The 14,523-nt window shown below is 47.0% G+C and carries 11 protein-coding genes and 1 pseudogene; 9 read left to right on the top strand and 3 right to left on the bottom strand.

The features are described from left to right. The first annotated feature begins 33 nt into the window (after window positions 1-33). Window positions 34-992 (top strand): annotated as a pseudogene (locus tag BK127_RS06240) (helix-turn-helix transcriptional regulator). A gap of 9 nt (window positions 993-1,001) precedes the next feature. Here the strand turns inward: BK127_RS06240 and BK127_RS06245 are convergent. Further along, window positions 1,002-1,502, bottom strand: a complete 501-nt coding sequence (locus BK127_RS06245; protein WP_076229133.1) for a GNAT family N-acetyltransferase — start codon at window positions 1,500-1,502, stop codon at window positions 1,002-1,004. Window positions 1,503-1,816: 314 nt separating this feature from the next. Here BK127_RS06245 and BK127_RS06250 point away from each other — a divergent pair, with 314 nt between their 5' ends. After that, complete coding sequence (locus BK127_RS06250; RefSeq protein ID WP_256711187.1) at window positions 1,817-2,245, top strand: DinB family protein; 429 nt, start codon at window positions 1,817-1,819, stop codon at window positions 2,243-2,245. A 19-nt stretch (window positions 2,246-2,264) separates the two neighbouring features. On the opposite strand, the gene BK127_RS06255 is transcribed toward BK127_RS06250, so the two are convergent. Beyond that, entirely contained in the window at window positions 2,265-2,816 is a 552-nt protein-coding gene (locus tag BK127_RS06255) for a GNAT family N-acetyltransferase (protein ID WP_076229134.1), read from the bottom strand. A gap of 148 nt (window positions 2,817-2,964) precedes the next feature. After that, window positions 2,965-3,900: a cysteine synthase A gene (cysK, locus tag BK127_RS06260; protein WP_076229135.1), complete on the bottom strand. Its 936-nt coding sequence runs from the start codon at window positions 3,898-3,900 to the stop codon at window positions 2,965-2,967. 215 nt (window positions 3,901-4,115) lie between these two features. On the opposite strand from cysK, the gene BK127_RS06265 reads away from it, so the two are divergent. The 7 genes from BK127_RS06265 to BK127_RS06295 all read left to right on the top strand — a co-directional run bounded on the left by BK127_RS06265 (window position 4,116) and on the right by BK127_RS06295 (window position 14,379). Further along, the gene (locus tag BK127_RS06265; protein ID WP_076229136.1) at window positions 4,116-5,063 is read left to right on the top strand and encodes an alpha/beta hydrolase; all 948 of its coding nucleotides are present in this window, start codon (window positions 4,116-4,118) and stop codon (window positions 5,061-5,063) included. Window positions 5,064-5,251: 188 nt separating this feature from the next. Next, complete coding sequence (locus tag BK127_RS06270) at window positions 5,252-6,580, top strand: extracellular solute-binding protein (RefSeq protein ID WP_076229137.1); 1,329 nt, start codon at window positions 5,252-5,254, stop codon at window positions 6,578-6,580. Window positions 6,581-6,705: 125 nt separating this feature from the next. After that, window positions 6,706-7,584: a carbohydrate ABC transporter permease gene (locus BK127_RS06275; RefSeq protein ID WP_076229138.1), complete on the top strand. Its 879-nt coding sequence runs from the start codon at window positions 6,706-6,708 to the stop codon at window positions 7,582-7,584. A 17-nt stretch (window positions 7,585-7,601) separates the two neighbouring features. Further along, window positions 7,602-8,480 carry a carbohydrate ABC transporter permease gene (locus tag BK127_RS06280; RefSeq protein WP_076229139.1) on the top strand — a complete coding sequence of 293 codons (879 nt, stop codon included), beginning with the start codon at window positions 7,602-7,604 and terminating at the stop codon, window positions 8,478-8,480. 49 nt (window positions 8,481-8,529) lie between these two features. After that, a complete protein-coding gene (locus BK127_RS06285) occupies window positions 8,530-10,308 on the top strand; it encodes a sensor histidine kinase (RefSeq protein ID WP_305954283.1) in 1,779 nt (592 codons plus the stop codon). Beyond that, entirely contained in the window at window positions 10,286-11,851 is a 1,566-nt protein-coding gene (locus BK127_RS06290) for a helix-turn-helix domain-containing protein (RefSeq protein WP_076229140.1), read from the top strand. The genes BK127_RS06285 and BK127_RS06290 overlap by 23 nt, the downstream gene beginning before the upstream one ends. Window positions 11,852-11,871: 20 nt before the next feature. Next, window positions 11,872-14,379: a beta-mannosidase gene (locus BK127_RS06295; RefSeq protein WP_076229141.1), complete on the top strand. Its 2,508-nt coding sequence runs from the start codon at window positions 11,872-11,874 to the stop codon at window positions 14,377-14,379. Window positions 14,380-14,523 lie beyond the last annotated feature (144 nt).

Here is a 14,523-nt window from a genome sequence, read left to right on the forward strand (position 1 = left end):
CACTGCTTATTCAAGTGAAGGGAATATCGATTCATGTCCCAATCCGATCATATGCTGTCCATATTGTGGATGCTCAAAGCAGGCGAACGAATAACCGCCAGGCAGCTGGCCGATACCCTGGAGATTCATATTCGGACGGTATACCGTTATATTGATGCCTTGTGTGCGAGCGGTGTACCGATTATTGCCGATTCCGGACATAACGGTGGCTACAGCTTGCTCACTGAATTCACGGAAGCGCCGCTGATGTTCGATATCCATGAACAAAAAGCCCTGACACAGGCGGCCATGTTCGCGCAGCAGGCAGTGTATACGTTTGATGATGTTTAAAGCGGGCGATTGCCAAGCTCAAGCTGTATACCAATGAAGATCAATTACGCACGATTACTCGTCACGAAGATGGCTTTGACGTCATTGCCTCGATCTCTCATCCCGCCTTGAAGCCAGTTCTGCAAGAGCTTGAGGTGTCCGTTGCCCATGAATATCGACTGCTAATGGACTATCGTACAGGGAATAATACCTCCTCCCAGTCGCGTCAGCTTGATCCGTACGGACTTGTGTACTGGTTAGGCAAATGGTATATCGTCGGGTACTGTCATCTGAGGACAGAGGTCCGCTGTTTTCGGGTGGATCGCATCCAGAGCTTGACACGCACAACAGCCGTATTTAAAAGGCATTTCAGTTCTCAGCCAGCCAGTTTTCCTGAAAAGCCTGCTGCCTGACACCGAACAAAAGGACAAGCTCATTTCGATAAGAATCCATGGAACGCCACAGGCCATTAACGATGTATGTACACATTGGCTGCTTGGACATATGCTTGTCGAGCGTTCCGACAATCTGGTACATCTGAAGCTTCATGAGCAGGCGATATTAACGTATGCGGCCCACTTTTGCTTCCTTTCGGGAAATCGTTACAGGTACTGGAGCCCCCGATTCTTAAAGAAAGATTGGCGGCGATCGCAGCGGATTTGCTGAACTATTATCAAAGCTAGCATAGCTGGTTACAAATTCAACATTTTTTGGAGTACAACAATATCCAATTTTCTGTCAAATTTAATGCCCACCTCTTTGAAATAGGCAGCCTGAGTATACCCATGCTTGTTAAATAAGCCTGCGCTGCTGACATTCTCGGAGCAGATAGTAGCGACCAAGCTGTGAAACCGTTCGGTACGTGCAATCTCTTCAATAAAATACAGCGCTTTACTGCCAATGCCTTGACCTACAAATGCCGGATTCAAATAAATCGTAACTTCACCGGTTATATCATAGGCTTGCTTGCTTTTGTGCTGGGTGATGAGCACATAGCCTTTGACAAGCTGATCCTCCAAAATGGCAAAGGAGCGAAAACGCGGGTTGGAGTGGACTACCGCAGCTCTCATTTGATCGAGTGTCTGCAGCTCCGTATGGAAGGAGACGGTCGTATTGGCGACAAAATGATTGTAAATTTCCATGATTTCCTGCAAATGCTCTTCGGCAATCGGTGTGAAGATGAGTTCTTGCATGATGGGCGCTCCTCCAGATTCTGTAACCCTTCTTGGGTATGCCAGCAAGCAGCTGAATTGGTTTTTATATGGAATAATCCTGACTTCACTGACCGTAAATGTCAGTCAAGATCGGGTATACTTGTCATAAGAAGCATTGAAAATGGTAGCTGATAGGGAGACTGCTGTAAATTCGAATAGAGGTCAATGATTCAAACGAATGATGAGAGGGTGCTAACAAATGACACATCATGCCATACAATTATATGACTATCATGTTTGGGCGAATACATTCTTAATAAACCATCTGCAAAGTCTACCAGATGAGGTGTACAGTGTACAACACCGTAGTACAAAGTGTATTTCCTTCGATCTCTGAAGTGGTCGGCCATATTTATTTGATGGATACAACCTGGCTGGGCGTTATTCGCAATGACAGCTTTCAGGAAATCGTGGGCGTTATCACCCCGCTCCGGAAAGCCATCAAGAACAGAAGCATCGAGGATATGGAAGCTATGTATCTCAATATGACTGAACAATACCGTGCTTTTTTTGCCGGGCAGGAGGATTTGGACAAGCTGATTTCCTGTGAGCATCCTGCATACGGTAAGCTGAATGTCCCGCTTGTAGAGCTGATTCAGCATGTTGTCAATCATGGAACGTATCATCGTGGCAATATAACGGCGATGCTGCGCCAGTTAGGTCATAAGGGCGTACCCACTGACTATATTTTTTACTTGTATGCTGATCAAATGAACAAGTAATTTGGGCACATGAGCTGCCTTATTTCTTGGCATAGGCCCTATTGTGAAAATGTGAGATATGCTCGAATAGTATCTCTCCGTCTTGGGGAACCTGGCTGTCTGGCTGCCAAATCAGGTACAAGGCCTGATATTTCTCCGGAACCCAAATGTAGGTGTGAACATAGCTGGTTAGTGTAAACCCGTATTGCTGCCAGAAGTGAAGACGTTGTAAATTGGTAGCATTATCTTCGGACTCGATTTCAATAACAGCACCTGTACTTTGCAGCGCAGACCTGGACCACCCGATGATATAATCCAAAAACATTTTGCCTATGCCCTGGCCTCGCGAATCCTCACGAACGGCCATATAATCGATAAGCAGTCCGTTGATGCCTTCCAGCTTGCCCGTTAACGCCATAGCGATGATATCAGACTGATTGCTGGCGATATGCAGCTGGCACAGCTTTCTCTCGAGGGAGCGGCGAATAATTGTTGTCGGTTTGCTGTTGTCGGGGTCAAAGCCTTGTCTGTAAATCGGTGCCGCCTGGTTCCAAATTTGTTCGTCCCAATAATCGATTGTTTGATATTCCATCCGTATGTCGACCTCCGACATCTATCATATCAGAAATACGGGATGGAACCCAAGTTCGTATGCGTATGGATATATGAATCTACCATCACAGTATTCGGGACGCTGACAGGTTGTCTCGGGAATGGTGGGGAGATGAGCCAAGTCCGTACTATTTTTCTTGAAATAAACTTGTGGATAAATAGCGCTCTCCGGAATCCGGGAGTAAGGCTACAATCGTTTTGCCTGTATGCTCAGGACGTCTGGCAATCTGGGTAGCCGCGTAAACCGCAGCTCCGGAGGAAATTCCGACAACGAGTCCTTCTGCTTTGGCCAATAAACGTGCTGTTTGGAAGGCATCTTCACTTTTGATTGTCATGATCTCATCAATGACCGATGGATTGTATATCGAAGGGACAAAACCAGCTCCAAGCCCTTGGAGCTTATGCGCGCCTTTGGTACCGCCAGATAGAACAGGGGAATCAAAAGGCTCGACTGCGATGATTTGCACGGATGGCTTTTTGGATTTCAGCACCTCGCCAACACCTGTAATCGTACCTCCTGTCCCCACCCCACAGACAAAAATATCTACAGAGCCTTCGGTATCCCGCCAAATTTCCTCTGCTGTTGTTACACGATGAATTTGTGGATTAGCCGGATTATCAAATTGCTGAGGCATGAAGGAATCCGGTGTTTGGGCAGCCAATTCTGCAGCTTTTCGCATCGCTCCTGGCATACCCTCCGATCCTGAAGTCAACACCAGTTCCGCACCCAGAGCCGTCAATAGCTTCCTTCGCTCCAGACTGAACGTTTCCGGCAAAGCAATAATTAACCTGTATCCCTTGGCAGCAGCTACGAAGGCGAGTGCAATTCCCGCATTGCCGCTGGTTGCTTCGATGATGACTGAATTTTTATTTAGAAGGCCTTGCTCCTCTGCAGCCTGAATCATCGCATAGCCGATCCGGTCTTTGACACTGCCTGCTGGATTGAGATACTCCAACTTGGCTATAAGTATCGCCTTAAGCTGTTGATGTTTGTTATAATTCGACAGCTCAAGCAAAGGGGTGTTACCAATCAAGTCCGTTAAGTTTTTAGCAATTCGAGACATAGGTAGACTTCCTCCTTGTATATATTCCTTATTTTCCACTGTGCATAGTAGGATAATATTAGTAAACCTTATCATTAGCCTTACCTGTCTGACAAATCAGTTATTTTGATGTGAATAACGATTTCTTTTAATAGGATAAGGCAAATATAAGTAGGTTCCTTTATAATGAACTTAATCGAACAGCAGCAGCTGAAGTAAGAGCGGGGGCATGATTTGTGCACACGGAAACTTTCACTTTTAAGGATATCGATCAGTTGGAGATATTCGTCTATCATTGGAGCCTTGAAGATCGACAAGAGCCCCGGGCCATTATTCAAATTGCTCATGGCATGGCGGAGACGGCAGCACGTTACGAGAGATTTGCTCGATCATTAGTACAAGCGGGCTACGAAGTATATGCCAATGATCATAGGGGACATGGGCTTACAGCGGGACATCCGAATCAGGTGGGCATTACGGGTACCGAGGGATTTGCCAAAATGACGGAGGCGATGGCGCAGCTGACTGACATTATTGCAAAAAGGCATCCAGGTGTGCCTGTCTATTTGCTTGGTCACAGTATGGGCTCGTTTCTGGCGCAGCAATATATGTATACATACAGCGATAAGGTTAGGGGCGTTATCCTGTCAGGAACAAACGGCAAGCATCCACCGACCCTTAGAGTAGGGATCATGCTTGCACAATTGCTGGCTTCCCTGCAAGGCAGTGACCATCGAAGTCCACTTTTGATGAAGCTGTCGCTGGGCAGCTATAACAAGCCATTTCGCCCCAACCGGACGGGTTGCGATTGGCTGAGCCGCGATGAAGCGGAGGTTGATCGTTATATAGCAGATCCATATTGTGGAGGTATTTTTACCGCAGGGTTTTTCAGGGACTTCTTCCGTGGATTAGTTGATATTCACCTTCTGAGCAACATGGAACGCATCCCCAAGCAGCTGCCAATTTACATATTTGCCGGTGATCGGGATCCGGTTGGAGGTATGGGCAAAGGAATTCCTCAACTGATGGGGATGTATGACCAACTTGGCATCAAGCGGGTTACCTGCAAGCTGTATCCGGATGGCAGGCATGAAATGCTGAATGAAATTAACCGTGAAGAGGTTACCTGCGATGTGCTGAAGTGGCTGGAGCAGCAGCCGTCTTTAGTCGCTCAAATGGAATGAATTCCAGCTTGACAGGCAATTCTATTTACATATAGGGTGAGGCTCTCGGGGCCTCATCCTATTTTTTGTTCAGGGTCACGTATGACCAACCTGATATTATTCTACCCCTGTGCTTATGATATTCCCCTTACCGAATGAGATTGGAGCTTGTAGAATGAACAATAGAACGAGAGGGGAGAATCACACAAATGAAAAAAATAACCAAGATTGCTCTAACTACGATGGTATCAGCGTCCATGCTTGCCGGATGTGCAGGGGGACAAACAACTGAAGATAAAGGTGCGGCGGCCGGTGGGGCTAATAAAGAAAAAGTAAAGCTGTCGATTTGGCATAACTGGACAGGCCAGGACGCCAAAGGTATTGCCATGCGTAAAATCCTCGATGATTTCAAAACGCAGCATCCCGAGATTGAGCTCGAAGCAGAGGGATTGCCGACAGACGGCTTGAAAACCCGTTTGCGTACAGTAGCGGCTGCTGATGAAATGCCGGACTTGTTCGTAATGTGGCCGGATGCGATGACCAAGGAATTCGTGAATGGCAAGCTGCTGCAGCCTGTCGATGAATTTTTGAACAGCAAACCGGAATGGAAAAACAATTTCATCCCGAATGCTCTGGATGGCTACACGGTGGATAGCAAGATTTACTCTGTTCCTATGAACCTGGCTCCGAGCTCATTCATTTACTACAATCAGGCTATCTTCGACAAATACAACGTTAAGGTACCAAAAACGTGGGATGAATTGAAAACAGCGATTGATACATTTAATAAAAATAACATTATTCCTATGGCATTAGGTAACAAAGCAAATTGGGTAGTTCAATCGACCATTTTCAGTACAATCGGTGATCGTGTAACGGGTACGGACTGGTTCTTAAAAGCCTCCGCTCAAAATGGCGCCAAGTTTACCGATCCTGAATTTATTAAAGCTTTGACGGTTCTTCAGGATTTGGGCAAATCCAAGGCGTTCCAGGATGGCTTTAATGGTATTGATGAGAATCAAATGATGCAATTATTCTTCCAAGGCAAGTCCGCAATGTTTATGGACGGCGGTTGGGCAGCAGCGAACCTGGTGAACAATGCACCTAAGGAAGTTTTGGACACAACACATATTACGATTTTGCCTGCGATTGATGGTGGTAAAGGCGATGCGCAATCCACAGCGGGTGTAGTTGGAACAGGCCTCGGCGTAAGCAAGAAGCTGACTGGAGCCAGAAAAGATGCAGCTATGCAGTTATTCTACGCTTTGTCCGGTCCTGAAGGTCAAAAAGCGACGCTGGGCAGCAGCACATTGGTCAGCTACAAAATTGATGTAGATAAAAGCAAAGCACATCCATTATTCGTTGAGCTGAATGAATTGATGAAAAATGTGAAGATCAGCCCGGTTTATGATTCCAAATTAAGCTCTGCTGCAGTTGAAGTAATCAACAACGGACTTCAGGAATTGCTGATGGGTACAAGCCCAGAAGTCGTTGCCAAAAAAGTACAGGATGCGCAAGCAGGCGCACTTGGTAAATAAGGACAATAAGTACAATCAAGCACAATAAGTTCATCAAACCAATCAGATATTTGAGCACAACGAACATCGGTACGAATCAGCCCTCCCTTGTGGAGGGCTGATTATTTGGAAAGGAAGTGAGAGAGATGAAGACACTAAACATGCGTAGATTTATCGTAATGGGCTTACTGCCATCGATACTTATTTATACCTTATTCGTATTTGTACCTGTGATTTGGTCTGCCTATTACGGTTTCTTTGAATGGAAGGGCATTGGCGAAGCCAAATTTATCGGCTTGAAAAACTACGTGGAAGTTATTCACGATACTATATTTTGGCGTGCACTCAAAAACAATATTATATTTGTACTTGCCTCGGTATTCGGTCAGCTGCCGCTCGCTTTGATTTTGGCGATTGTGCTGTTCAAAAACAATGCGCTGCAGCGGTTTTTGCGATCCGCCGTGTTTATGCCCATGGTCATGTCCTCGGTCGTTATCGGGATGATCTGGCAATATATTTACCACCCGCAAATCGGTATTCTTAACTTCCTGCTCGATTATTTGGGATTAAGCAGCTGGAAAATGCAGTGGCTTTCCGACAGCAATATTGCGATCTACGCGCTAATTCCTCCGCTCACCTGGAGCTTTGTCGGTTTATACTTAATTATTTTCATTTCGGCTTTGCAAAATATACCCGGTGAAATTCATGACGCAGCCCTCATAGACGGTGCCACAGGCGCTCGCAAAATGATTTCCGTTACGCTGCCAATGGTTTGGACAACGATACAGGTTGCTATCGTGCTATGTATCTCAGGAAGCCTGAAGTCGTTTGACCTTGTGTATGTGATGACCAAAGGCGGACCGGCACATGCCACGGAGCTGCTGGCTACTTATATGTATAACTCGACCTTTTCCTCCTATCGTTATGGATACGGAAGTGCAATCTCCACCTCGATTATTATTCTGAGTCTGCTCTTTATCGGAACCAGCCAATGGCTGACAAGCAGAAAGTCAAAGAACGCATAGAAAGGAGGTCCATTCATATGAACAAAACTATGGCTCCATACTCACAAGCAGCTCCAGCCAAGTCCGGATTTTCCGCGAAAAAATGGAGGCCCGCTATTTTTTGGACTCTCATGACGGTTTATGGTATTTTAACGTTGTACCCTTTATTCTGGCTGTTCATCAGTGCCTTCAAAACGAACGCCGAGTTTCTGAACCGTCCTTTTAGCTTGCCGTTAACGTGGCAGATCGATAACTTTGTCAAAGCCTGGAGTACGTCCAAGATGGGTACGGCTTTTGTGAATTCGGTGATCGTATCCTTGGCTTCATTGGCCATCACCTTATTCGTGTCTGCTTTGTCCTCCTTCGTATTGGCCAGATTGCAGTTCAGGTTCAAGGGCTGGATACTAGGCTTCTTCGTAGTTGGCATGCTCATTCCGATTCATAGCACCTTGGTGCCGTTATTTATTTTAATGAAGCAGCTTTCCTTATTAAATACGTACTGGGCACTTATTTTGCCTTACACGGCTTTTGCTCTGCCTACAGCTATATTCGTATTGGTTGCTTATTTATCTTCGGTACCCAAGGAAATAGAGGAAGCGGCTTTTATTGATGGAACAGGGCTTTGGGGTGTATTTCTGAAAATTATGCTGCCCATCTCGACACCAGCTCTGTCAACAGTAACGATTTTAAGCTTTTTGCACTTCTGGAACGATTTTTCCTTTGCTCTCGTGTTTATTAGCAAATCAACACTCAAAACCTTGCCGCTCAGTATCGCTACCTTCGCGGACGGCTTTCAAACGGATTATAGTCTGACGCTGGCTGCCATGACGATCGCTGTAGTTCCCACGATCCTCGTATATTTGGTGTTTCAGGAGCAGGTAATGAAGGGCATGACGGCCGGTGCAGTCAAAGGCTAAGCCGTTTCTCGCTAGTGTTCTTAGGACGATGCAGCAGGGGGTGTGATCAATGCCGGTGTGGCGATGGATGGGAAATTCTTTAGGGCGCAAGCTGACTGTTATTATGCTCATAACCACACTGATTCCCCTTATGCTGCTAGGGGGATTTGCCTATGTCATTTCATCAAAAATTACGGAAGAAAAAACCGAACAGGCGGGCATTGATACCCTTCGTCAGATGGATGGGAATTTGCGCTTTATTATTAAGGACGTGGAGAACATGTCCATTTTTTTGATTGGTCAGAGCAATGTTCAGCAATATGTTAACAGTCTGGATGATGATGTAGGGTCGCAGACACGTATTCGCAGCTTTATGACCAATTTAATCAGCTCCAAGGAATACATTTCGAATGTTGAGATTATTCCGGCCAACTCCAATCCGCCGTTGTCTACGACCAACCTGTATCAATCTGATCTGGACCGTCTTGTTAATGTGCGTGAGGTGACAGGCAAGATGTGGACCACCCTGTATAATGTGCAGAATTATGCCGGCAACCAGAGAGTGATCTCGTTCATTCGTCCTTTGCGCAGCATTGATAATTATCGGAATCTCGGCTGGCTGACGATTTCATTGGATGAGAAGGTAATCTCCAGGTATTGGTCAGAGCCTAACCTTGGTGATGGGAAGGGGAGCGTCGCGCTTCTTAACGAACAGGGGATCGTTCTATCAGCCACGGATAAAAGCTGGCTTTCCCAGTCCTTAGATGTCCTGATGCCAGGTCTGTTGCCTGAATTAAATCCTGCTTTGTTTGGCGTTGTGAATCATGGCGAAGGTCGGGTCAAAAAGACGATCTTGTATTTCCGCGAACCACTAGTCGGATGGGTGCTTGTAGGCGTGATTCCGTTTGATCTGTACAGTGCGCAAAACCGATATATTTTACAGCTCACCGGTGTCGCGGTCGCACTCTCCATTGTGGCTACAGCAGGTCTGATTCTGTTCCTCATTCAACGGATCACGAATCCGCTGCGTGTGTTGACCCGGTTAATCGCCAAGGTCAATCCGGAAGAACCGCTGCCGCTGTATTCAGTTGCTTCATCAGACGAGATTGGCAAGCTCGCGGAGAGCTATAACATGCTGGGCAAGCATATCGAGAAGCTGAAGAAACAAGTGATTCGCAACGAAGCACATAAGAAGGAAGCGGATATGAGGGCGCTCCAGGCCCAGATTAATCCGCATTTTCTGTATAATACCCTCTCCTCGATTCATTGGATTGCACTGATGAATGAGGAGAAACGGATTGCGGATATGGTTGGGGCCTTGAGCGATTTCCTGCGATTCAGTCTGAATAAAGGCAAGGAATTTTGCCCGGTTCATCAGGAGCTTGCCCATATCAAAAACTATGCGCAGGTTCAATCGATTCGTTATCCGGACAAATTTGATATGGATATCGTGGTAGATCCTGAGCTGCAGGACCGTTATATGCTCAAGCTGCTGCTGCAGCCGCTGGTCGAGAACGCAATGCTTCATGGTATCCAAAAAAAAGAGGGAAAGGGGATGATATCGGTGTACGTAGAGCACAAGGCCAATCGGATGAGCTTTCTGGTGCTTGATGACGGAGTAGGCATGACTGAGGAGCAATTGGAGTTGATCACAAACAATCTGAATCCGCCGGATGGGGAGCTATATCCGGATGTAAGCTACGGATTAAGAAACGTGAATGAACGGCTGCAGCTTCATTATGGGCTGGATGCAGGTCTGATTATTGAAAGTCGACTGAACGCGGGTACACGCATTTCATTCTCGATCCCGGTTTTGGAGGGACAACATGAAAATTATGATCGTCGATGACGAGGTCATCATCAGAACCGGACTGGCTAAAGTGATTAAATGGGACGAGCTCGGCATGGAGCTGCTGGAGCCAGCATCCTCAGCAGAGGAAGCGCTTGAACGAATCCCGCTTGAGCGTCCCAATGTGCTGCTGACCGATATCCGGATGACGGGCAAGACAGGGCTCCAGCTTGCTGAAGAAGCGATTCAGATCATCCCGGATCTGGAAGTCATTGTACTCTCGGGGTACGACGATTTTGCCTATACGCAGCAGGCCATCCGGCAAGGCGTAAGCGATTATTTGTTGAAAACGAGCAGGCCGGAGGAAATCATCAAGACCGTGTTAAAGGCCAGACAACGAATTGAAGATAAATGGGCTGCGCATAGTCAAGATCATTACAAGAATAAGGAAGCGCGTAATCGTACCTTTGAACGTTGGATTAGGAGTGGGGAAGCGGGACCGATTGACCGTCATTTACTCCATACCTACTTACCCGGACTGTTCGGTGAAAGTGATACGCCCGGAAGCGAGCTTCAGGTGTTCATTGTAACGGCAGAGGGCTGGGAGGATTCACCTTCATCAGCGTCTCTGCTTTTGTTTGCAGTTGACAATATGCTGCAGGATTTGTTGAACTGCGAGTCACTGCTGGAGAAAAAAAGGGTGATTGCAGCGATCCGTTTGGGTAATGGCAGTGATAACGGGATGCAGCACCTCCGGTTTATTTTTCAAAAGATAGAGCGGCTGTTGAAATGCAAGCTGTATGCGGCTTTTGGTACCCCCGTTCAGCAGCCTGAGCATATGCATGAATCGTATACAACGGCTAGCGATGCTTTTAACTATAAAACTTTAATTAATGAGAGCATTTGGCTGTACGAGGATATTGTCAAACGCAAGGGGGGTAAAACGGTCTGTACTCACGAGGAGGAGCTGGAGCTGTCTTCTATTTTGCTGGAAGATGATTCGGTGGCCCTGAAGGGCTGGGTGCAGCGGTTTATTCAGGTACAGCTGGAGGATCCGCAGGTGACACTCGAATCGCTGGAGGCTCTGGTTCATTCGGTTGCGATTTCGGCTCATCGCTGGCTGGAGCGGGTTAAGACGGCAACCGGACGCGAGAGTACAATGGAGGAGAGCCCGAAGCATTTTCAGCTTAAGCTTAGTGTTACGCCAAAGGACACGCTGTTTCAATATTTGAATTCCGTGATGAAGCTGTATCACAACCGTCTGGGTGAGGGACAAGCGACGCATGCGCAGAAGGCAATGGCTTACATAGAGGAGCATCTGGGCAGTGATGTGGGATTGCAGCAGGTTGCGAGGCACGTGCATTTGCATCCGAACCACCTGAGCGAGGTATTTAAGAAGGAGACCGGAATTACCTTCGGTGATTACGTGACCAGGCAAAAGATACAACGGGCGATGGAAATATTAACGATTTCACCAGCCAAAATCAGCGAGGTTGCGGCTCGGGTCGGTTACGAGGATGTTAAGTATTTTAGCCAAATTTTCAAAAAGTACACGGGCAAAACACCGAGCGAATTTCGTGAGACAGCTGTCAATAATGGATAGAGGAAAAGAGGAACCTTGTCATGGAAATAAACGGCGTATGGAGAATTCAGCATTTTGATGTGGGGCAGAAGAGACCGATGGAGATGGCTTCGCCTAATCTGGACGATCGGTTCTGGATTACGGCTCAAGTGCCGGGCGACGTGCATTCGGCATTAATTGAAAGAAATATTATCGATAATCCCTATTTCGGACATAACGATGCCAAGAGCTTGTGGATTGAGCAAAAGGAATGGTGGTACCGCACGCAGTTCGATTATGTGAAGCAAGCAAACAGTGATGAACGGCACCAATTGATATTTGAAGGCTTGGATACATTTGCAACAGTTTATGTGAATGGGCTTGAGATCGGTACGACAGACAATATGCTGATGGCGCATACGTTTGATGTCACGAAAATATTGCGTGATGGAAGAAACAGCATTGCCGTCAAGTTCGATCCGCTCTATTTGCACAATCGGGACAAAGAGCAGTTTCAATGGTCATCCTATACAAAGGAACGTCCATGGCTTCGCAAAGCAGCGATGAATTTCGGCTGGGATTGGGGTCCGCGAATGGTGACGGTCGGAATCTGGGGCAAGGTACGTCTGGAGAGCAATCGCATGGCGAAGCTGGAAAGTGTATATGCGCGTACGATATCCGTTGATGAGGGAGAAGCCATCATTCGTATTGATGCGGAAGTGACGCCTTATGCGAAGGACCAGGACTTGTTGTGTGAAGTGAAGCTGTTGACGAAGGATGGGCATACGGCGGTATCCGAGCAGCTTGAAATTAAGCAAAATAAAGGCTCTGTGGAACTGGTTGTCTTATCCCCAGAGCTATGGTGGACGCATGACTTGGGCGAGCCTTATTTGTACGAGCTGGAGGTTGTTCTGATAGCCAATGATGAGCGGGTAGACCGTTATCGCAAGCCTTTCGGTATTCGTACCATTGAGCTGCAGCTGAAGGATGAAGCCGATCAGCATGCTTTTGCTTTTATCATCAATGGAGTCAAGCTGTTCGCCAAAGGCTCGAACTGGATACCAGCGGATAATTTCATTGGTGCGATTCCGGATCAGCGCTATCGCGACTTGATCGCTCTTTCTGTGGATTCGAATATGAATATGCTGCGTGTCTGGGCTGGCGGTATTTATGAAAAAGATGTGTTTTATGAGGAATGTGACCGCCGCGGCGTGCTGGTGTGGCAGGATTTTGCTTTTGCCAATGCGCTGTTCCCTGAATTCAACAAGAACTTTATGAATAACGTGCGCGAGGAAGTCATGTATAACGTCAAAAGACTTCGTAACCACGCATCGCTAGCACTCTGGTGCGGTAATAATGAAATCGACTGGCTGTATGATATGAAATCCGCTGCCGGTGACATTACTTCACCATTTTACGGTGAACAGATTTATCATGAGCTGATTCCTGAAGTGTTGGAGGCATTGGATGACAATCGTCCTTACTGGCCTTCATCACCTTATGGCGGTAATGATGCCAATGATCCAGATGTCGGGGATCGGCACAACTGGCAGGTATGGCATGGCTCGGTATATCCGCGTAAGTTTGGAGACGTGCCGCTGCTTGATTACAGCATCGAAGGCGTTACGTTCAAGAATTACAAAAAGGACTTCACTTTATTCAGCAGTGAATTTGGTATGCATGCGTCAGCCAACCGTTACACATTGGAGAAAAATATCCCGGCTGGACAGTTCTACTGGGGCAGCGTGGAAATGGCTTACCGCAACAAGGATACGAATCATCAAAAAGGCATCCTGCTGATGGAAGGCTACACAGGCATTCCGCAAAATATTGAGGAATATATGAATTTCTCGATGCTGACGCAAGCCGAGGGCTTGAAATACGGGATTGAGCATTATCGCCGCAACAAGAAGCGGATCAGCGGTTCGCTCGTATGGCAGCACAACGACAGCTGGCCGGGTACAAGCTGGTCGCTGATTGATTATGAATTGCTTCCTAAGGCATCCTTCTATTATGCGAAGAAATTTTATCATCCACTACTGCTCTCGGTTGATCATGAGCCTGGACAATCGTTGCATATATGGGTTGTAAATGACCGTGTTGAAGCCTTTAAAGGACAAGTTCGGGTAGCTGTCTATGATTTCAACGGTAGTGAAGTGTACAGCACCTTATTACAAGCTGATGTGCCAAGCAACGGGGCTGTCCAATTGGGAAATTTGACCGAGGCTGAGATATTGAACGGCAGAGCTGCAGAAGAGGTTGTCGTCAAGCTTACAGCAGTAGACTTCGAGGCTCCAGACAATCTGCACTATCTGCGTGACCAAAAGGATCTGAATCTGTCCGCGGCTGTGCTTAAGGTTGAAGTCGACGCGAAGGAGCAGACCGTGACAATTACAGCAGAAGGCTCACTGGCCCGAATGGTGAAGCTCGATCTGCCGCAGGGCAACGTCCGCTTCAGCGACAATTTCTTTGACCTGCTGCCTGGTGAGCAGGCAACGGTTCATATTAGTGATCCACGAGGTGACAAGGTGTCACTGGATGCTTTAAAGGTATCGGCGATAAACGTTTAACGCCAGTTGTTGTAGGGATTATGTCAACCGCTAATTTGAGGTTGGGCCTGAAATTCATTCTGAAGAAGGACATGGAATTTGTCATTTTCCATGTCCTCTTTTTGCGTTGTGTGTAAATTCCCGTACGGATGGTACCACAGTTCC

The sequence above is a fragment of the Paenibacillus sp. FSL H7-0331 genome, from assembly GCF_001956045.1.